Source organism: Streptomyces sp. NRRL F-2580 (assembly GCF_000720115.1).
Lineage (GTDB): Bacteria > Actinomycetota > Actinomycetes > Streptomycetales > Streptomycetaceae > Streptomyces.
Genome location: NZ_JOIR01000001.1, coordinates 297762 through 316653 on the forward strand (window position 1 = coordinate 297762; position 18892 = coordinate 316653).

The window sequence follows — 18892 nt, forward strand, 5'->3', positions numbered from 1 at the left end:
CGGCAGGTGACGCCGGCCCCGCCCTGCCCGCCGCAGGCGAGTGGCGGCAGGTCGGGCGTCAGCGCGTGACGTACGGCCCGGAGGCGGCCAGGTGGCCGTCCTCGCGGGGTATTCGGCCCGGGGCGGCCTCGCGCGCCCTGCGGGCCGCCCTGTGGGCCTCGCGGCGGCGCCGGCGCGCGGTGCTGCTCGGCTCCGAGAGGACCCCGTACCGCTGGTTCCACGTCTGCCGGGTGATCCACACGTCCAGCACGCCCCACGTGGCCACGATCGTCCCCGCGATCGCGCAGAGCGCCATCGGCAGGGCCAGCCAGGACCCGGTCAGGGTCAGGAAGAACGTGATCGTCGCCTGGGTCAGGGTCACCGCCACGATCACCACCGCCCGCACCGCGGAGGTCCGCACCGGATCGGGCATCCGGAGCCGGCGGGCCGGCTCCTCCACCCACAGCCCCTGTCCCGCCACCCCTGCGTACGCGCCCGAACCCGCCCCGCCGGCCTCGTCATTCCACATGGTCCGCTCCCTCCCCACGCCGCGGTCCGCCTTGTCTACTCACCACGTCTACCCCCGACGCGGCTCTCGAACTGACAGACGTCCGACGGCGCCGGGAGATTCCCGGATCGTGGAAATCTCCACGGCCCCGCGATGATCGCGGAACGAACAATTCCAGCCATCCATCAGGTTGCGGGAATTGACGCCCCACCAAGTGTCATCTGCCACATATCGGGCCGCGGTTGACCGGAAGTGTCGGACAACTGGTGATCTTCGTACAGGGGTCGGGCCGAAAACGTCCGGACACGCCTTCGAACCTGCTCCAGAGCAGTAGTAGGCTCACGCCGTTTAAATGACGGAACACCGACCCCCGGTAACGGGGTTGACCTGGGGGAGGCTGGGGAGGCCATGCGCTTTCGCGGGAAGTCCATCCGCCGGAAGATCGTGGCGTTGCTCCTTGTGCCGCTCGTCTCCCTGACCGCGCTCTGGGGCTTCGCCACGGTCATCACCGGCCGTGAAGCGATCCAACTGTTCGACGTGGCCTACGTCATCGACAAGGTCGGCTACCCGATCGAGGACGTGGCCCGCGTCATCCAGAAGGAACGGCGCCAGACCCTCGTCGTCCTCGGCGACCCCCGGGCCGCCACCGCCACGGCCGAACTCACCAGGCGTCGCGCCGAGACCGACGAGGCCGTCGAGGCGATCAGCGTCAGCGCCCGCGACCCCAAGGTCATCGACGAGCTGAGCTCGCAGAGCGCCCAGCGCCTGCGCTCGATCGTCTCGGCCTTCCAGGGCATCGGCTCCATGCGCCGCTCCGTCGACCAGAACGCCCTGGACCCCACCCAGGCCCTGGAGCTGTACAACCGGCTCGTCGACCCCTGCTACGACTTCCTCATGAACCTCCACGGCCTCGACAACGTCGAGGTCGACAAGGAAGGCCGCGCCCTCGTCGGCATCAGCCGCGCCCGCGAACTCCTCTCCCGCGAGGACGCCGTCGTCGCCTCCGCCCTCGCCGCGCGCAACGTCACCGCACCCGACGTGCGCCACGTCTCCGACTTCGCCGCCAACCGCACGCTGCTCTACGAGTTCAACCTCGTGACCCTCCCCGCCGACGACCGGGAGCGGTTCGAGCGGTACTGGAACGACCCCGAGACCAAGCCCCTGCGCGACGCCGAGGAGCGCTTCATAGCCGGCGGCGCGGTCAACAAGCCGCGCAGCGTCACCGTCGCCCAGTGGGACGAGGCCTCGGCCAAGGTCCTGGACGACCTGGCGGCCATGAACACCGCCGCCGGTGACCGCTACCAGGAGCGCATCGAGCCCGTCGCCAGGGACGTCATGGTCCAGGCCGCCGCGGCCGGCATCCTCGGCTTCCTCGCCCTGATCGTGTCCCTGATCCTCTCCGTACGCATCGGCCGCGACCTGGTCCGCGACCTGTCCCGGCTGCGCAAGGAGGCCCACGAGGCCTCCGGCGTCCGGCTGCCCAGCGTGATGCGCCGCCTCGCCGCCGGCGAGCCGGTGGACGTGGAGACCGAGGCGCCCCACCTCGAATACGAGAAGGACGAGGTCGGCCAGGTCGGCCAGGCCCTCAACACCCTCCAGCGCGCCGCCGTCGAGGCCGCCGTCAAGCAGGCCGACCTGCGCCGCGGCGTCTCCGAGGTGTTCGTCAACCTGGCCCGCCGCAACCAGGTGCTGCTCCACCGCCAGCTGACGCTCCTCGACACCATGGAACGCCGCACCGAGGACACCGAGGAGCTCGCCGACCTCTTCCGCCTCGACCACATGACCACCCGCATGCGCCGCCACGCCGAGGGCCTGGTGATCCTCTCCGGCGCCGCGCCCTCCCGCCAGTGGCGCAAGCCCGTCCAGCTGATGGACGTCGTACGGGCGGCCGTCGCCGAGGTCGAGGACTACGAGCGCATCGAGGTGCGCCGGCTCACCCGCCTGGGCATCGTCGGTCCCGCCGTCGCCGACATCACCCACCTCATCGCCGAACTCCTTGAGAACGCCACGGTGTTCTCACCGCCGCACACCGCGGTCCAAGTGCACGGCGAGCGCGTGGCGAACGGTTTCACCCTGGAGATCCACGACCGCGGCCTCGGCATGACACCGGAGGCGCTGCTCGACGCGAACCTCCGGCTCGCCGAGACCCCCGAGTTCGAACTCTCCGACACCGACCGCCTCGGCCTGTTCGTCGTCAGCCGCCTCGCCCAGCGCCACAGCGTCAAGGTCGTCCTCCAGCCCAGCCCGTACGGGGGTACCACCGCTGTGGTCTTCCTCCCCGTGGCACTGCTCACCGAGGCCCCCGAGACCAATGGCAACGGCGTGCGCCTCGACGGCCCCCGCGCGGCCGCCAAGTCCGTACGGGCCGGCGGGCCCACGCCGGTTGGCCGGACCCCGTCCGAGCGGCCCGTGCCGGTCGCGGTGGAGCGCGCCGCTTCCGGCCGCCCGCTGCCCGTCGCCGAACTGCGCGGCCCGGTCGAGCTGGAGGCCCCGCTCGTGGGCCGCGGCCTGGACGGTCTGGACCCGCTGGACGGCCTCGACGACCCCGCCGCGCTGGACGACACCGCGGCCGGGATCGCGGGCCGCCCCGCCGCCGGCCGCCCCGTCATGGCCACCCTCGACGACGAGACGCCGCCGAACGGCACCCCCCGCAGCGCCCTGCTGGGCCTGCGCCCGGCCGAGCGGCCGCACACGGACCGGCACACCGAACGCAACGGCGCCCGCAAGGGCGACCGCGACCGCGAATCGCTCGCTCCCACCGGCCCCGTCCGGCTGGAGACCCAGCGCGTGGAGGCCTCGCGATCCGACGGCCCCCGCCCCGCGGGAGCCGTACCGCTGCCGCGCCGCCGCCCCACGCCGACCCTGGTGGCCGAGCACGGCCGCCGGGTGGAGCGTCCGGTGTCGGTGGTGCCGCAGCCCACCCCCGCCTCCGCGGCCGGATCCGGTGACACGGACCCCGCACCCGGCCCGGGCACCGGCGGGCTTCCCCGCCGGGTCCGCCAGGCCAGCCTGGCACCCCAGCTCAAGAAGTCCCCGTCCGCCGCACCCGCCGAAGCCGCCACTGACCAGGGGGCCGACCGCGACGCGGAAGACGTACGTACGCGCATGTCCGCACTCCAGCGTGGCTGGACGGCGGGCCGCAACCAGCACGCACCGCAGCAGTCCGAGACCGAGGCAGGCACCTCCGCCGCCGGCGGTCCCGGATACGAGAACGAAGGGGACGGTCGATGACCGCACCGCAGACCGGCAACGACACCAGGGGCCGCGGCTCCGGCCCGCTCAACTGGCTCCTCGACGAGCTCGTCGACCGGGTCGGCTCCATCCGCAAGGCGGTGGTCCTCTCCGGCGACGGCCTGCCCACCGGCAGCTCCAAGGACCTGACCCGTGAGGACAGCGAGCACCTGGCGGCCGTGGCCTCCGGTTTCCACAGCCTGGCCAAGGGCGTGGGCCGGCACTTCGACTCCGGCCGGGTCCGCCAGACCGTGGTCGAACTCGACGAGGCCTTCCTCTTCGTCATGGCCGCGGGCGACGGCAGCTGCCTGGCCGTGCTGGCCGACGCCGACTCCGACGTCGGGCAGGTCGCGTACGAGATGACGCTGATGGTCAAGCGAGTGGGCGACCACCTGGCGACCGCCCCGCGCACCGGGCTGCCAGCCGGAGGGTGAGTCGTACGGCATGAGCGATTCAGGCCAGGACCACTCCACCGACACAGACACCGACATCGCCGCCGGCTTCGGCTTCCCCGTCGACCCGTCGGCCGACGGCGCCGACCACGCGCACTGGTTCGACGACGACGCGGGTCCCGTCGTACGCCCGTACGCCATGACCCGCGGCCGGACCAGCCACGCGGGTCAGCACCGCCTTGACCTGATCGCGCTCGTCGTCGCCGAAGCGGCGGCCGACGATCCGGTCTGGGACATGACCCTCTCCCCGGAACACGCCCACATCCTCGGGCTGTGCCGGGGCCGACCTCAGTCGGTCGCCGAACTCGCGGCCGACCTCGACCTCGCGGTCGGGGTCGTACGCGTCCTGATCGGCGACCTGGTCGACGAGGAACTGGTCCACGTGACCAGGCCGGTACCACCGGCCGAACTGCCCGATGAATCCATTCTGCGTGAGGTGATCGATGGCCTTCGGGCGCTTTAGCCGCACCGGTGCCATGCACGCGGTGTCGCCGGTCGAACCGCTGACCTTGAAGATCCTGGTCGCGGGCGGCTTCGGGGTGGGCAAGACCACCCTGGTCAGTGCGGTCAGCGAGATCAGACCGCTGCGCACCGAGGAACGGCTCTCCGAGCCGGGCGTCGGTGTCGACGACACCGGGGGAGTGGAGGGCAAGAGCACCACCACCGTGGCCATGGACTTCGGGCGCATCACGCTCCGCGAGGACCTGGTGCTGTACCTGTTCGGCACGCCCGGGCAGGACCGCTTCTGGTTCCTGTGGGACGAGCTGGCCCAGGGCGCGCTCGGCGCCGTGGTCCTCGCCGACACCCGCCGCCTCGCCGACTGCTTCGCGGCCGTCGACTACTTCGAGCGGCGCGGGATCCCGTTCGTGGTCGCGGTCAACTGCTTCGACGGCGCCGACCGGCACCCCGTGGTGACCGTACGGACGGCACTCGACCTCGACCCCGGGGTACCGGTGCTGCTGTGCGACGCACGCGACCGGGAGTCCGTGAAGGACGTACTGGTGGGGGTCGTGGAACACGCGATGTCCCTGGCGCGCGAGCGGCGCCGGAGCCTCTCGGCAGGGGCCTGACGGGCGGCCCGTACGAGGGCCCCCGCGGGGGCCCGTACGAGGGCCCGCGAGCGGTGCCCGTACGACGGGCCCGACATGGAGGCGACCCGTACCCCCGCCGACTGGGGTACGGGCCGCAGCTCTCACGGGGGGTTCGGGGTCCCGGTCGCGGCGCGGGACCGTGGAGCGAGTGTGAACCTGCCGCAGGGGGCCGTCAAGCGTTCGGACAACACGAGCTGTTCAGCGCACGGCGACGACGGCCGACCCGTGCCCGAACAGCCCCTGATTGGCCGTGATCCCGGCCCGTGCCCCCGGCACCTGCCGGTCCCCGGCCGTCCCGCGCAACTGCCACGTCAGCTCGCACACCTGCGCGATGGCCTGTGCCGGCACCGCCTCCCCGAAGGAGGCCAGTCCGCCACTGGTGTTGACCGGGATCCGGCCGCCCAGCGCGGTCGCCCCCTCCCGGACGAGCTTCGCCCCCTCGCCCTGCGCGCACAGCCCGATGTCCTCGTACCACTCCAGTTCGAGGGCGGTGGACAGGTCGTACACCTCGGCGAGCGACAGCTCGCCCGGCCCGAGCCCCGCCTCCTCGTACGCGGCACGCGCGATCGAGGACCGGAAGGAGCCGGCCGCCGGATCCACGGCCACCACCGAGTCGGTGGCGATGTCCGGCAGGTCCAGCACCGTCCGCGGATAGGTGGGCGTCACTGTGGACACCGCCCGGATCCGCACCGGATCGGCCACCCCGCGCGAGCGCGCGAACTCCATGCTGCTCAACACCAGCGCCGCACCCCCGTCGGAGGTGGCGCAGATGTCGAGCAGCCGGAGCGGATCGGCGACCACCGCCGAGGCCGCGACCTCCTCGGCGCTCACGCCCTTGCGGTAGCGGGCGTACGGGTTGAGTGCCCCGGCCGCCGCGTTCTTCACCTTGACCAGGGCGAAGTCCTCCGGGGTGTCCCCGTGGACGGCCATCCGGCGCCGGGCGTACAGCGCGAAGTACGCGGGGTTGGTGGCGCCCAGCACGCGGAACCGCAGCCAGTCCGGATCGTCCGGCCGGTCGCCGCCCGCCGGCGCGAAGAACCCCTTGGGCGCCGCGTCCGCACCCACCACGAGGACCACGTCGGCCAGGCCCGCCAGGATCTGCGCACGGGCCGCGCCGATCGCCTGCGCCCCGGAGGCGCAGGCCGCGTACACGCTGGTCACCCGGGCGCCCTGCCAGCCCAGCGCCTGCGCGAAGGTCGCACCGGCCACGTAGCCCGGATATCCGGAGCGCACGGTGTCGGCGCCGACGATCGACTGCACGTCCGTCCAGTCCAGTCCGGCGTCCGCGAGCGCCGCCCGCGCGGCGGTCCGGCCGTATTCGACGAAGCTGCGGCCCCATTTCCCCCAGGGGTGCATGCCGGCGCCGAGGACGGCGATGTCGGCGACGCTCATGCCGTCCCTCCCACCGGCTTGAACCGCCAGGTGGTCCAGACGGTGCCGGCGTCCTCGTTCAGTACGCCGCCCACCACCTCGACCTCCGCCCCGACCGCCAGATCGGCGACCCCCACCCCGGGCACCGCCTGCCCCAGCACGACCATCCCCTCGGCCTCCAGCTCCACCGCGACCAGCGTGTACGGCTCCCAGGGCGCGTCCGGGTCGGACACGTAGGGCGCCGGCGGCCGGTAGCGACCGTCGGTGTAGGACCAGACCCGGCCCCGCGGGGACAGCGGCACCTCGATGAGCTCACCGCCGCCCGGGCAGTGCGGATTGCGGCAGTACGCGTCCTCGCGCGGGAAGAACACCGCGGTGCAGGCCGAGCACCGGGTGCCGAGCAGCCGGAAGCCGCCGTCCGGACCGTCCTCGGTGAACCACCCGTCCACGACGGGTGTGCGTGTGCGTGCCAAGATCCCTCCCAAGCCAGATGTCTGACGGATCGTCAGAAGTCTGTCACGGGCGGACACCCCTGGCACGGGTTCTCGGCGAGCCACTTCCGGGCGATCTCGCCCAGCTCCGCGTCCCGCCCGGCCAGCATCATCCGGATCATCTGAGCGTCCCCGCGCAGCGACCATCCCGGATTGCCGAAGGTGGCCGGGTTGTTCCCCTCGATCAGGAAGTGCGCCGGCCAGGCGGTCCCGTACCCGATCAGGGGGAGCGCGGCGAGGTAGCGCTTGCGGCCGCGCGCCAGCCCGTAGGCGGTCACGGCCAGACCGGTGAGCGTGCCGGTGAGGTGGATCCAGCGGGTGGCGGCCCGGGAGTGCATCGCGACGTAGTACGGCCAGAATTCCTCGTACGAGCTGAAAGTCATGCGGGCACGGTACTCAGGGCCGCACGGCGGCGACAGAGACGGGGAAATCGAAATACGTGTCCGGATAAGCCTCCGGCTTGTACGTGAAGTGCCACCACTCCTCGGGAAGGTTCACGAACCCCTGCTCGGCCAGCGCCCCCTTCAGCAACTGCCGGTTGGCACGGGCGGCGCCCGTGATCCGCGGGTCGTCGGTGTGCGAGAGCGGATCGAAGAAGTCGAAGGCCGTCCCCATGCCGACCTCCCGGCCCGAGAGTTCCTCCAGGGTCACGTCGAGGGTGCTCCCGCGGCTGTGCCCGGACCGCTCCGCGATGTACCCCTCCGGAATCAGCCGGCTCCGCTCCACGTGCGGGTAGAACTCCGCCTTCCGTGCCAGGTCCTCCGGGCCGTCCGCCTTCCGCGCCCACCGCACGAACCGGTCCACCGCCCGCTGCGGCCGGTAGCAGTCGTACACCCGTAGCGCGTAGCCGCGCCGCAGCAGCCCCCGCTGCGCGCGCCGCAGCGCCTCGGCGGCGGGCCGGGCCAGCAGGCACACCGGCTCCTCGTACCCGTCCACCACCCCGCCGGTGAAATTCCGCGCACCGGCGTACCGCATGTCCTGCCGGACACTCGGATCGACCTCGCGCAGCGCCACGAACCCGGGGCCGGAACCGGACCCGGGTTCGGAGGGCGCCGCCGCCCCGCCGGCCAGCACCGCGAGCACACCCACAACAGCCGTCATCCGCATACCCCTTGGCATACCATCGCCGGATGCCGGCACAGCTGAAGGACTCGCACTGCTCCACCTGCGGAGCGCCGTACTCCACCCCCGCGTGGCCCCGCACCTGCACCGCCTGCGGGGCGACCGCCTACCGCAACCCGCTCCCGGTGGCGGTCACCCTCCTGCCCGTCGAGGATGCTGACGGCACCGGCCTCGTGGTCATCACCCGCACCATCGAACCGGCTCTCGGCGGCATCGCCCTGCCCGGCGGCTTCATCGACTTCGGCGAGGACTGGCGCGACGCGGTCGTCCGCGAACTCCGCGAGGAGACCGGCATCGCGGCCCCCGCCTCCGAGGTCACCCTGGCCGACGCCCTGAGTTCCCCGGCGGGCCACCTCCTCCTCTTCGGCCTCCTCCCGCCCCGCCCCGCCGCCGACCTCCCCGCCTCGAAGCCGACGGACGAGACCACGGGCTGGCACGTCCTCCGCGCCCCGTCCCCGCTGGCCTTCCCCCTCCACACCGAGGCGGCGAACGCCTGGTTCGCGGGCAAGTACGTCTGAGCCCGATGCCCGGAGCCCGATGCCCGAGGCCCTGAGCCCGATGCCCGAAAGCCGGTCCGGCTTTCGGGCATCGGGCTCGGGCGGCCCCGCAACGGTGGCGGCGTCAGTGCCAGTTGCCGATCTGCACGTCGCGCGGGTGCGGCGCGCCGGAGCCCGTCTCCAGCAGGGCCTTCAGGCTCATCAGGAAGATCGCCCACTTGGTGCTGCAGTGGTTCATGAACTCGACGGGTTCGCGCCAGCCCGCGTGCGCGAACAGGAGGATCGTCCACTCGCCGTCCTGGGTCAGCTCGAAGCTGACCGTGGTCCCGACCCACTCGGCCGGACCGTCGACCACCTCCCACAGCACCCGTGCGTTCGGCCGCAGGTCGAGCACCTTCATGTCGAAGCCGCCGAGGTCGCCGAACCGGAACTCCAGGGCGCCGTCGCCGGTGCCGCTCGTGTCGGTCGTCCACCACGCGGCCAGACCCTCGACCGTGGTGAGCGCCTCGTAGACCTTCTCCGGGGTCGCGGTGATGCCTACCCGGTGCAGGATGTCCACCATCTCGCTCTCCTCACTTCCTCCGTGTCACTTCTCTGCGTCCTTGGCCCGTTGGATCGCCTCGGCGAGGCTCTTGACGCGCCGCAGGCGGGCGTCCCAGATCTCGCCGACCGAGTTCAGCTGCGCCACGGCCCGGGCCAGCTGGGCCTCGTCCACCTGGTAGCGCTTCTCCCGTCCCGCCGACGCGGACCGTACGAGTCCCACCCGGTCGAGCACGGCCAGGTGCTTGGTCACGGCCTGCCGGGTCACCGGCAGGTGCGCGCTGAGCGTCGTCGCGGTCCCCTGGCCGTCGGCCAGCAGGAGGTCGATCATGCGGCGCCGGGTCGGGTCGCCTATCGCGGACCAGAGGTCGTCGTCGACGGCGGTGCTCATCGCGTTGCCGCCAGCCGGTCGGCGGTCGCGACCAGGCGCGGCAGGTAGAAGTCCCAGCCCTGCCGGTGGTCGTCGTAGTGGGCTTCGAGCACGGCTGCCTCCCAGCCCCGCTCGCGGAAGCCGCTCTCGCGGAAGCGGACCGTGGTTCCCGTCCCCGCGGGGGCGAGCTCGAAGGTCACCAGCAGCGAGTTGCCCGGACCCGCCGCCTCCGTCTCCGTCTCGTCGTAGGTCCACCGGAACGAGAACATCCGTGGCGGGTCGGCCTCGACGACCGTGAACGGCGCGGACTGGCGCCGTCCGGTGTCCTGATCCGTCCACGTGAGACGGGCCGTCGCGCCTGCGGCCGGCTCGAACGCGGTGGTCTCGGCGCTCCACCAGTCCCGGATGTGCTCGGGGCTGCTGAGCACCTCGAACACCACCTCGGGCGAGGCGTCGATGTGCAGCTCGCGCTCGATGCTCCCGTGCTCCATGGCCGTCTCCCTCTTTCGCAACCTTCGGTTGCATATAAAGCTAGTCCACCGCCGACCAATATGCAACCGATGGTTGCGTATCGGTCGGCGGCGACTTCGACGCCCCGGGCCGTACGGCTACCGGTTCCGTGCGCCTACAGGCCCCGTACGGTGACCCCCTCCACCCGGTTCCCCGCCTCGTCCTCCACCACCACCGCATCCCCCGCCCACCGCACGGTGTACCGCTCGACCACGCCCGCCTCGAACCCCGGCCCCGGGTCCCGGATCACCACCCCACCACCCGTACGCCCCCGCGCCGGCGCCCAGGCCTCCAAGGCCACCCCGTCACCGTCACCGTCACCCCCCGCGGAGCGGACCGGCAGCAGGGACCCCGCCCGGGCCAGCACCGGGATCCGCCCCTGCGGGGCGTCCAGCAGGATCTGCCCCGGGCCCTCGTACGCCGCCCCGGTGGCGGTGTCGTACCACCGGCCCCGTGGCAGCCGTACCGCCCGCCGGTCCGCCCCGCACTCCAGCACCGGGGCGACCAGCAGCGCGTCACCCAGCAGGAACGCGTCCTCGCAGTCCCGCAGCCGCCGGTCCTCCGTCGCCCCCCACCACAGCGGCCGTACGTACGGGGCACCCGTCCGCCGCGCCAGGTGCGCCAGCGTCACGAAGTACGGCCGCAGCCGCTCCCGCTCCGCCATCACCTCCGCCGCCTGCCGCTCCACCTCGGGCCCGAACGCCCACGGCTCCCGCCGCCCCGCCCAGATCGCCGAGTGGGTGCGGAACAGCGGCAGGTACGCACCCAGTTGCAGCCACCGCACGTACAACTCGGGCGACGGCGAACCGCCGAAGCCGCCCACGTCCGGGCCCGAGTACGGCACCCCGCACAAGCCGAGCCCCAACACCAGTGCCAACGAGGACCGCAGCCCCTCCCAGCTGGATTCCACATCGCCCGACCAGGTGCCCCCGTACCGCTGCATGCCCGCCCAGCCCGACCGGGAGAACAGGAAGGGCCGCTCGGCCGGCCGCAGCCGCACCAGCCCCTCCCACCCCGCCCGCGCCATCCCCAGCGCGTACACGTTGTGCCCCTCGCGGTGGTCGCCGCCGGCCCCGTCCATCGCGTGCCGCGCCGACCGCGGCAGCGTGGCGTCCCCGAACGGCGCGAACGACACCGGCTCGTTCATGTCGTGCCAGAAACCGGCGAAGCCCCGCGCGAGCCGTTCCTCGTACAGGCCGCCCCACCACTCCCGTACCGCCGGATCCGTGAAGTCCGGGTACGCGCACTCGCCCGGCCACACCTCACCGCGCACCTCCGCGCCCCGCGCGTCCCGCACGAAGGCGCCCTCCGCCCCCACTGCGAGCCCCGACGCGTGCACCGCGTCCCCCGTCTTCACCGCCGGATCCACGATCGAGACCAGCCGCACCCCCTGATCCCGCAACTCCCGCGCCAACCCGGGCAGATCGGGGAAGGCCTCCTCGTCCACCGTGAACACCCGGTGCCCGTCGTAGTGGTCGATGTCCAGGTGTACGGCCGACAGTGCGAGCCCGCGCGACGCGTACGCCTCGACCACCCGCCGTACCTCCGCCCCGCTCCCGAAGCCCCACCGCGCGTGCTGGTACCCCAGCGCCCACTCCGGCGGCACCGCGGCCGCGCCCGTCAGCCCCGACCAGCCCTGCAGCACCCGCGCCGGCGTCCCCACCAGCACCCAGCACCGCAGCGGCCCGCCCTCCATGCGCAGTTCGCTCGACCCGGGTCGGTCCGCGCCCGAGCCCGCGCCCTCCTCGCCCTCCCGCAGCACCACCCGCCCGTCCCAGGAGTTGTCGTGGAACACCAGGTGCGTGCCCGCGTCCGCGACCACCATCTGCACCGGCATCGTGAGGTACAGCGGATCGGTGCCCGGCCCGAAGCCCCCCTTCGGGTCGGTGTTCCACAGCCGGTACGCCCCGTCCCGCAGCCGCGGCCCCGCGGCCCGCCCGCCCAGCCCGAAGAACCGCGCGTCGGCCGCCACCTCACTGCGCTGCACCCACCGCCCCCCACCAGCACCCACCGCGCCGGGCCCGGCCCCGCTCTCCCCAGAGCCCGCCCCCGCCCCGCCGACCCCGCTCCCGCGGCCGCCGGACGCCCTCCCCAGGCCACGGGAAGCCGTACCGGATCCCACCCAGCTCTCACCGGTTTCCGGCACCTGCCCGCGGGAGAACGCCCCGGCCCCGCCGGAGCCGGTCCCGCTTTCACCAGAGGACGACCCCGGCCCGCCGGCCCCGTCCGCATCCCCCGCCGGGTGCGTCCCGCCCGAGCCGGATCCGGCCCCCACCGCGGCCTCCCCGGCGAGGGGAACCGTCTCCCACCACCGCGGCGGCGCCTCCCGCCGCAGCACCGTCCCGCCCGGGGTGCGCACCTCCACCGCCCCGTGCCGGGACACCGCCACCGTCGCCCGCTCCGACACCACCCGCCAGCCGCCCCCGGTGTCCGGCTCCAGCACCGCACGCGGATCCGGCTCCGGCCCGTCGCCCACCACCGCGTACGAGGGCGTCGGCCCGGCCCCGTCCCAGCCCCAGAACACCGCGCCGCCCACCGTGACCCGTACCAGCAGCTCCGAGCGCGCGAACCGCAGCACACCCCCGCCCGGGCGGGGCTCCGTACCGGTCAGCAGCCCCGGCACGCGCGCCCGCTCCGCGCCCCGGCGCGGGAGCCCCACCGCGTCCGCGCGCCGGTGGCGCCACGCCGCGCGCCAGGCGCGCCGCCCGCGCTCCGAACCGATGTCCTTCACCGCACGCACCAGATCACGACCGTCCATGGAGATCACCCTGCCACCGGCGCCCGGCCGAAGGGGCTGCGTTCAACTGTCGTTCACCCGCCGGGCGACCGCCCGCGACCAGCGGCGGCCCACATACCGCAGACCCCGTGAGCGGCGATGACGACTCTGGTGCGGATGTCGATCACATGGCATCGTCCCTGTGAGCCGTTGCGCGGACACCCACCGGGCGATGGCACCGTACGCACACGAAGCGCGAGCCGCAGACTTGACCGGGAGCCGACCCATGACCTCAGCCACGCAGCCGGAACCCCTCTGGGCGCCGGGCCCCGACCGGATCGCCGCGGCCCGCATCACCGCCTTCCAGGCCTGGGCCGCGACCCGCTTCGGAGCCCCCGCCGACGGCGGCTACCCCGCCCTGCACCGCTGGTCCGTCGACGAGCTCGACACCTTCTGGCAGGCCGTCGCCGAATGGTTCGACGTCCGCTTCACCACCCCGTACGAGTCCGTCCTCGCCGACCGCTCCATGCCCGGCGCCCGCTGGTTCACCGGAGCCACCCTCAACTACGCCGAGCACGCCCTGCGCGCCGCCGAGGACCCGGCCCGCGCCGACGATCCGGCGCTGCTGTACGTGGACGAGACCCACGAGGTCACCCCGGTCACCTGGGCCGGGCTCCGCCGCCAGGTCGGCTCGCTCGCCGCCGAACTGCGCGCCCTCGGCGTACGCCCCGGTGACCGCGTCAGCGGCTACCTCCCCAACATCCCCGAGGCCACCGTCGCCCTCCTCGCCACCGCCGCCGTCGGCGGCGTCTGGACCTCCTGCGCCCCCGACTTCGGCGCCCGCAGCGTCCTCGACCGCTTCCAGCAGGTCGAGCCGGTCGTCCTGTTCACCGTCGACGGCTACCGCTACGGCGGCAAGGAGCACGACCGCCGCGACACCGTCGCCGAACTCCGCGCCGAGCTCCCCTCCCTGCGCGCCGTCGTCCACATCCCGCTCCTCGGCACGCCCGCCCCCGACGGCGCCCTCGACTGGCCCGCCCTCACCGCCGCGGACACGAAGCCCGTCTTCGAGGCGGTCCCCTTCGACCACCCCCTCTGGGTCCTCTACTCCTCCGGTACGACGGGCCTGCCCAAGGCCATCGTCCAGTCCCAGGGCGGCATCCTCCTCGAACACCTCAAGCAGCTCGGCCTGCACTGCGACCTCGGGCCGGAGGACCGGTTCTTCTGGTACACCTCCACCGGCTGGATGATGTGGAACTTCCTCGTCTCCGGACTGCTCACCGGTACGACGGTCGTCCTCTACGACGGCAGCCCCGGCTACCCCGACACGGGCGCCCAGTGGCGCATCGCCGAGCGGACGAAGGCCACCCTCTACGGCACCTCCGCCGCCTACGTCATGGCCTGCCGCAAGGCCGAGGTCCACCCGGGGCGCGACTTCGACCTCTCCGCCGTGAAGTGCGTGGCCACCACCGGCTCCCCGCTCCCGCCCGACGGTTTCCGGTGGCTCCACGACGAGGTCGCGGGGGACCTCTGGATCGCCTCCGTCAGCGGCGGCACGGACGTCTGCAGCTGCTTCGCCGGCGCGGTGCCCACCCTCCCCGTCCACATCGGCGAGCTCCAGGCCGCCTGCCTCGGCACCGACCTGCAGTCCTGGGACCCGTCCGGCAAGCCCGTCATCGGCGAGGTCGGCGAGCTCGTCGTCACCAACCCCATGCCGTCCATGCCGATCCACTTCTGGAACGACCCCGACGGCAGCCGCTACCGCGACAGCTACTTCGAGATGTTCCCGGGGGTCTGGCGCCACGGGGACTGGATCACGATCACCGACCACGGCTCGGTGATCATCCACGGCCGCTCCGACTCCACCCTCAACCGCCAGGGCGTCCGGATGGGCTCCGCCGACATCTACGAAGCCGTCGAGCGGCTCCCCGAGATCAAGGAGTCCCTGGTCATCGGCCTGGAGGAGGCGAACGGCGGCTACTGGATGCCGCTCTTCGTCCACCTCGCCCCCGGCGCCACCCTCGACGAGGACCTGCGCGCCCGGATCAAGGCGACGATCCGCGAGGAACTCTCCCCGCGCCACGTCCCCGACGAGATCATCGAGGTCCCGGGCATCCCGCACACCCTCACGGGCAAGCGCATCGAGGTGCCGGTCAAGCGGCTCCTCCAGGGCGCACCCCTGGCCAAGGCGGTCAACCCGGGCTCCGTGGACAACCTCGACCTCCTCCACTTCTACGAGGAGCTGGCCCGCACCCGCGGCTGAGGCAACCGTCACTGTCAGTGGCGGTGATTACTCTGAGTGAGCAGAAGATCGCATCACTCAGGGGGAGCCATGCCACCGCGCAAGAACGACCACGACACGGACAAGCGCCGCACGCTGCGCCGCGAGGTCCCCAGCACCCTCGGCCTGCTGGCCGACGCCGGGGACTTCGCGGCCATGTGCGGCTACCGCAGCTTCACGTTCGACCACCCCGCCGACTACGCCGAGTACCTCCGCCACGTCGACGGCCTGCTCCGGTCCCTCGCGGCCCGGGGCATCCACACCACCGTCGCCCTCTTCGACCCCGACGCGTACGCCGAGTACTGCGGGGAACACGGCCTCGATCCCGACACGGCCGAGACCCGCACCCGCTTCACCGCGGAACTGGCCGGCGGCAGCGCCGTCCTGCCCTACACCGGTCAGCCCGTCGACGAGATCGTCCCGCTCCTCGTCGACGAGGCGGTCCGCCAGGCCACCTGGGAGTACGCCACCACCCTCCTCGCCGGAATCGGCCGCTGCGCGGACTGCGGCGAGGACATCGGCCACGCCTCCTTCGACCGCGCCACCGACGCGCTCAAACGCCTCGTGGCCGGCGCCGGACCCGGCCACCACCACTTCGTCTGCAGCATCCCGACCGAGGCGGAACAACTCGTCGCCGTCCTCCACGCCGACACCACCGGGGATCCGGACACCCCACCGCGCATCGGGGGCCGCGAAAGCCTCGACTTCGTGACGGTCCTCGCCGCCGGGCTCGCCCTGGGCGGACCCGGGGGACTGGTCGTGCGGAGCACCACCGAAGGCCACCGCGAGCGGGTCCACGGCTGGCGCCTGGACCGCGGCCGCCTCACCGCACTCTCGGCCGCGGCCGTCTTCAACGCCTACTGCACCGACGCCGACACGGGGGAGCCCGTCGCCCCGGAATCCGGGGTCGAATACTGCCCGGGTTACGAGGTCGACGCCCCCGGCCCGCACCACTGAACGACCGAGGGGCCCTCGCCACCGGCGAAGGCCCCTCGATCCACACCGCACCCCGCCCGGCTACTCGCCGGAGAGCACCGCCTGCGCGGCCACGCGCGCCTCCTCGGCGCTGTCCGCCGCCCGGGCGGCCGCCGCGGCACGCTCGCACTGGGCGAGCGTGTACTTGGCGAGCGTCGCCCGCACATAAGGAATCGACGCGGCACCCATCGACAGGGAGGTGACACCCAGACCCGTCAGCACACAGGCCAGCAGCGGATCCGCGGCGGCCTCACCGCAGACACCGCAGCTCTTGCCCTCGGCCCTGGCGGCCTCGGCCGACATGGAGATGAGGTCGAGCAGCGCCGGCTGCCACGGGTCCTGCAGCCGCGACACCGCTCCGACCTGACGGTCGGCGGCGAAGGCGTACTGCGCGAGGTCGTTCGTGCCCAGCGACAGGAACTCGACCTCCTGCAGGATCGAGCGCGCCCGGAGCGCGGCGGAGGGGATCTCCACCATCGCGCCGAACTTCGCCTTGAGGCCCGCCTCGCGGCAGGCGTCCGCGAAAGCCCTGGCGTCGGTGCGGTCGGCGACCATCGGGGCCATGACCTCGAGGTAGACCGGCAGCCCCTCGGCCGCCTTCGCCAGCGCGGTGAGCTGCGTACGCAGCACGTCCGGGTGGTCCAGCAGCGAGCGCAGCCCGCGAACGCCCAGCGCCGGGTTCGGCTCGTCGGCCGGGGTCAGGAAGTCCAGCGGCTTGTCGGCGCCGGCGTCCAGCACCCGCACGACGACACGACCCTCGGGAAACGCCTCGAGCACCTTGCGGTAGGACTCGATCTGCTTCTCCTCGGACGGCGCCTTCTTGCTGTCGTCCAGGAAGAGGAACTCGGTGCGGAACAGACCCACACCCTCCGCGCCCGCCTCGACGGCCGCCGGCACGTCGGCGGGACCGCCGACATTGGCCAGCAGCGGCACCTTGTGACCGTCGGACGTCGCACCCGGACCCGACGAGGCGGCAAGAGCCGCCTTGCGCTCGGCGGCAGCAGCCGCCAGCTCGGCCTTCTTCGCGGAGGTGGGCTCGACGAACAGGTCACCGGTGCTGCCGTCGACGGCGATCACCGTGCCCTCGGCGATCTCACCGGCACCCGGCAGCGCCACGATCGCCGGCACGCCCAGCGCCCGCGCGAGGATCGCGCTGTGACTGGTAGGCCCGCCCTCCTCGGTCACGAAACCGAGGACGAGCGCCGGGTCCAGCAGCGCCGTGTCGGCGGGAGCCAGGTCCCGCGCGATCAGCACGTACGGCTCGTCGCTGTCGGGCACACCCGGCATCGGCACACCGAGCAGCCGCGCCACGATGCGGTTCCGTACGTCGTCCAGGTCGGCCACCCGGCCGGCCATGTACTCGCCGGCCCCCGCGAGCAGATCGCGGTAGGAGGCGAAGGCGTCGTACACGCCCCGCTCGGCCGTGCTGCCGACGGCGATCCGCCGGTCGACGTCCGCCATCAGCTCGGGGTCCTCGGCGATCATCGCCTGGGCCTCGAGCACGTGCTGGGCCTCGCCACCGGCCAGCTGGCCACGCGCGATCAGATCGGCCGCCACGGCACTCACCGCCTGACGGGCGCGCCCCTGCTCGCGCTCCGCCTCGTCCGCGGTGATCTGCTTGGCCGGCGGCTCGAGAACCGCCGTGCCCATGTGCCGCACCTCGCCGATCGCCACCCCGTGGCTCACGCCGACGCCTCGCAGCGTTGTCTCCATTTCACCCGTCTCCGATTGAGCGGCGGGCCGAGCCGCCGCGGTGGATGTCCGACTCACTCGCCCGTTCCGGGCGGGAGGTCACTGCCAGCTGAAGAGAGCGTCGTCAGCCTTCACGTCGCCGGAGTCGACGACGTCGGAGAGGGATTCGGCCGTCGCCTCGAGCGCCACGACGGGGCAGATGGGCGACTTGCCGGCGGCCTCGACAGCGGCGGGGTTCCAGCGGATGACGGCCTGGCCGCGGGTCACGGTGTCGCCCTTGTTCACGAGCAGCTCGAAGCCCTCGCCGTTGAGCTGAACCGTGTCGATCCCGAGGTGCGTGAGTACACCGTGGCCCTCGCCGTCGACCACTACGTACGCGTGCGGGTGCAGGGAGACGACCACACCGTCTACGGGAGCCACCGCCTCCGAGGGCTCGCGCACGGGATCAATGGCGGTGCCCGGTCCCACCATCGCGCCGGAGAACACCGGATCCGGCACTGCCGCGAGTCCGATGGCGATCCCGGCAAGTGGGGACGTCACGCTGGTCATGGGGGCCTCCCAGGGGTGGGGCTCATCGTGTCGCCGTCACTGCCTGTTGCGAACGGCGTACTCGTCTGAAGGATATGTCACTTGATGTTCGGGTTCGCCCGAAGTTGGTCCCGATCCGGGCTGGTCCTTCGGCACGGAGACTAGTGGACTAGACCGGTGGACTAGACCATACGCCTGAATCGATTTGCTTGGGCACCATGGGGCCTGTACTGTCGTCACTCCCGCCAGGACGCCTCGTGTGAACTTCTCGCGAACGGCAGATGGACGGGACTCCTCCTTCATCAACGATCTTGAGCCCCCTTCCGTCTTTTCGTATGCCTTTTCGGTAATACGGCGAGTGGTCAAGGGGCCGGGAAATCGCTGATAGAGTCGGAATCGCCGGAAAGGGAAAGCGTGAAAGCGCAGGAACTGGAAGCATCGAGGAAGTCGGACACGAAAGAGTCTGATAGAGTCGGAAACGCAAGAACACAGAACGAAAGCCCGGAGGAAAGCCCGCGAGGGTGAGTACAAAGGAAGC

General features: G+C 72.6%; 18 protein-coding genes. 7 read left to right on the top strand and 11 right to left on the bottom strand.

Features of this window, described 5'->3' with window-relative positions:
• Positions 1-58: 58 nt before the first annotated feature.
• Positions 59-508 carry a hypothetical protein gene (locus IF88_RS0101580; RefSeq protein ID WP_051836262.1) on the bottom strand — a complete coding sequence of 150 codons (450 nt, stop codon included), beginning with the start codon at positions 506-508 and terminating at the stop codon, positions 59-61.
• A gap of 387 nt (positions 509-895) precedes the next feature.
• Between IF88_RS0101580 and IF88_RS0101585 the strand changes: the two genes are divergently transcribed.
• Genes IF88_RS0101585 through IF88_RS0101600 form a run of 4 tightly spaced genes read left to right on the top strand, consistent with a single transcriptional unit; the run spans position 896 to position 5240 of the window.
• A complete protein-coding gene (locus tag IF88_RS0101585; protein WP_030706634.1) occupies positions 896-3718 on the top strand; it encodes a nitrate- and nitrite sensing domain-containing protein in 2823 nt (940 codons plus the stop codon).
• Positions 3715-4152 (top strand): roadblock/LC7 domain-containing protein, encoded by a 438-nt coding sequence (locus IF88_RS0101590; protein WP_030016314.1) that lies wholly within the window; start codon positions 3715-3717, stop codon positions 4150-4152. Before IF88_RS0101585 ends, IF88_RS0101590 begins: the two co-directional genes overlap by 4 nt.
• A 10-nt stretch (positions 4153-4162) precedes the next feature.
• The gene (locus IF88_RS0101595) at positions 4163-4633 is read left to right on the top strand and encodes a DUF742 domain-containing protein (protein ID WP_234323411.1); all 471 of its coding nucleotides are present in this window, start codon (positions 4163-4165) and stop codon (positions 4631-4633) included.
• Complete coding sequence (locus IF88_RS0101600; RefSeq protein WP_030706636.1) at positions 4614-5240, top strand: GTP-binding protein; 627 nt, start codon at positions 4614-4616, stop codon at positions 5238-5240. Before IF88_RS0101595 ends, IF88_RS0101600 begins: the two co-directional genes overlap by 20 nt.
• 219 nt (positions 5241-5459) lie before the next feature.
• Here the strand turns inward: IF88_RS0101600 and IF88_RS0101605 are convergent, their stop codons facing one another.
• The 4 genes from IF88_RS0101605 to IF88_RS0101620 are packed head-to-tail and all read right to left on the bottom strand — an operon-like array spanning position 5460 to position 8224.
• Positions 5460-6653 carry a lipid-transfer protein gene (locus IF88_RS0101605; RefSeq protein ID WP_030706638.1) on the bottom strand — a complete coding sequence of 398 codons (1194 nt, stop codon included), beginning with the start codon at positions 6651-6653 and terminating at the stop codon, positions 5460-5462.
• Entirely contained in the window at positions 6650-7105 is a 456-nt protein-coding gene (locus IF88_RS0101610) for a Zn-ribbon domain-containing OB-fold protein (RefSeq protein WP_030706640.1), read from the bottom strand. Before IF88_RS0101610 ends, IF88_RS0101605 begins: the two co-directional genes overlap by 4 nt.
• A 32-nt stretch (positions 7106-7137) precedes the next feature.
• Positions 7138-7506, bottom strand: coding sequence for a DUF962 domain-containing protein (locus tag IF88_RS0101615; protein ID WP_051836264.1), 369 nt, complete (start codon positions 7504-7506; stop codon positions 7138-7140).
• Positions 7507-7519: 13 nt separating this feature from the next.
• Entirely contained in the window at positions 7520-8224 is a 705-nt protein-coding gene (locus IF88_RS0101620; protein ID WP_234323412.1) for a M15 family metallopeptidase, read from the bottom strand.
• 29 nt (positions 8225-8253) lie between these two features.
• On the opposite strand from IF88_RS0101620, the gene IF88_RS0101625 reads away from it, so the two are divergent.
• Positions 8254-8763, top strand: coding sequence for an NUDIX domain-containing protein (locus IF88_RS0101625; protein WP_051836268.1), 510 nt, complete (start codon positions 8254-8256; stop codon positions 8761-8763).
• 103 nt (positions 8764-8866) lie between these two features.
• Here the strand turns inward: IF88_RS0101625 and IF88_RS0101630 are convergent, their stop codons facing one another.
• From IF88_RS0101630 to IF88_RS0101645, 4 genes are all read right to left on the bottom strand, one after another.
• Positions 8867-9304 (bottom strand): SRPBCC family protein, encoded by a 438-nt coding sequence (locus IF88_RS0101630; RefSeq protein WP_030706646.1) that lies wholly within the window; start codon positions 9302-9304, stop codon positions 8867-8869.
• A gap of 24 nt (positions 9305-9328) precedes the next feature.
• Positions 9329-9673 (bottom strand): ArsR/SmtB family transcription factor, encoded by a 345-nt coding sequence (locus tag IF88_RS0101635; protein ID WP_030706648.1) that lies wholly within the window; start codon positions 9671-9673, stop codon positions 9329-9331.
• Positions 9670-10143 carry an SRPBCC domain-containing protein gene (locus IF88_RS0101640; RefSeq protein ID WP_030706652.1) on the bottom strand — a complete coding sequence of 158 codons (474 nt, stop codon included), beginning with the start codon at positions 10141-10143 and terminating at the stop codon, positions 9670-9672. The genes IF88_RS0101635 and IF88_RS0101640 overlap by 4 nt, the downstream gene beginning before the upstream one ends.
• Positions 10144-10277: 134 nt before the next feature.
• On the bottom strand, positions 10278-12920 hold the full coding sequence (locus IF88_RS0101645) for a TIM-barrel domain-containing protein (RefSeq protein ID WP_030706654.1): 2643 nt from the start codon (positions 12918-12920) through the stop codon (positions 10278-10280).
• Between the two features lie 244 nt (positions 12921-13164).
• Between IF88_RS0101645 and IF88_RS0101650 the strand changes: the two genes are divergently transcribed.
• Together IF88_RS0101650 and IF88_RS0101655 are read left to right on the top strand one after the other, a co-directional pair.
• The gene (locus IF88_RS0101650) at positions 13165-15141 is read left to right on the top strand and encodes an acetoacetate--CoA ligase (protein WP_030706655.1); all 1977 of its coding nucleotides are present in this window, start codon (positions 13165-13167) and stop codon (positions 15139-15141) included.
• A gap of 69 nt (positions 15142-15210) precedes the next feature.
• Positions 15211-16116: a hypothetical protein gene (locus IF88_RS0101655; protein WP_078892635.1), complete on the top strand. Its 906-nt coding sequence runs from the start codon at positions 15211-15213 to the stop codon at positions 16114-16116.
• A gap of 60 nt (positions 16117-16176) precedes the next feature.
• Here IF88_RS0101655 and ptsP read toward each other — a convergent pair whose 3' ends face one another.
• The gene (gene ptsP, locus IF88_RS0101660) at positions 16177-17847 is read right to left on the bottom strand and encodes a phosphoenolpyruvate--protein phosphotransferase (protein ID WP_030706659.1); all 1671 of its coding nucleotides are present in this window, start codon (positions 17845-17847) and stop codon (positions 16177-16179) included.
• A gap of 78 nt (positions 17848-17925) precedes the next feature.
• Positions 17926-18375 (bottom strand): PTS sugar transporter subunit IIA, encoded by a 450-nt coding sequence (locus IF88_RS0101665; RefSeq protein ID WP_030706660.1) that lies wholly within the window; start codon positions 18373-18375, stop codon positions 17926-17928.
• Between the last annotated feature and the right edge of the window lie 517 nt (positions 18376-18892).

Coding starts and splice junctions, on each gene's coding strand:
- IF88_RS0101620 (WP_234323412.1), bottom strand. CDS start 8,224: ATGACGGCTGTTGTGGGTGTGCTCGCGGTGCTGGCCGGCGGGGCGGCG.
- IF88_RS0101590 (WP_030016314.1), top strand. CDS start 3,715: ATGACCGCACCGCAGACCGGCAACGACACCAGGGGCCGCGGCTCCGGC.
- IF88_RS0101665 (WP_030706660.1), bottom strand. CDS start 18,375: ATGACCAGCGTGACGTCCCCACTTGCCGGGATCGCCATCGGACTCGCG.
- IF88_RS0101595 (WP_234323411.1), top strand. CDS start 4,163: ATGAGCGATTCAGGCCAGGACCACTCCACCGACACAGACACCGACATC.
- IF88_RS0101635 (WP_030706648.1), bottom strand. CDS start 9,673: ATGAGCACCGCCGTCGACGACGACCTCTGGTCCGCGATAGGCGACCCG.
- IF88_RS0101600 (WP_030706636.1), top strand. CDS start 4,614: ATGGCCTTCGGGCGCTTTAGCCGCACCGGTGCCATGCACGCGGTGTCG.
- IF88_RS0101580 (WP_051836262.1), bottom strand. CDS start 508: ATGTGGAATGACGAGGCCGGCGGGGCGGGTTCGGGCGCGTACGCAGGG.
- IF88_RS0101625 (WP_051836268.1), top strand. CDS start 8,254: ATGCCGGCACAGCTGAAGGACTCGCACTGCTCCACCTGCGGAGCGCCG.
- IF88_RS0101645 (WP_030706654.1), bottom strand. CDS start 12,920: ATGGACGGTCGTGATCTGGTGCGTGCGGTGAAGGACATCGGTTCGGAG.
- IF88_RS0101650 (WP_030706655.1), top strand. CDS start 13,165: ATGACCTCAGCCACGCAGCCGGAACCCCTCTGGGCGCCGGGCCCCGAC.
- IF88_RS0101615 (WP_051836264.1), bottom strand. CDS start 7,506: ATGACTTTCAGCTCGTACGAGGAATTCTGGCCGTACTACGTCGCGATG.
- IF88_RS0101630 (WP_030706646.1), bottom strand. CDS start 9,304: ATGGTGGACATCCTGCACCGGGTAGGCATCACCGCGACCCCGGAGAAG.
- IF88_RS0101655 (WP_078892635.1), top strand. CDS start 15,211: ATGCCACCGCGCAAGAACGACCACGACACGGACAAGCGCCGCACGCTG.
- ptsP (WP_030706659.1), bottom strand. CDS start 17,847: ATGGAGACAACGCTGCGAGGCGTCGGCGTGAGCCACGGGGTGGCGATC.
- IF88_RS0101640 (WP_030706652.1), bottom strand. CDS start 10,143: ATGGAGCACGGGAGCATCGAGCGCGAGCTGCACATCGACGCCTCGCCC.
- IF88_RS0101585 (WP_030706634.1), top strand. CDS start 896: ATGCGCTTTCGCGGGAAGTCCATCCGCCGGAAGATCGTGGCGTTGCTC.
- IF88_RS0101605 (WP_030706638.1), bottom strand. CDS start 6,653: ATGAGCGTCGCCGACATCGCCGTCCTCGGCGCCGGCATGCACCCCTGG.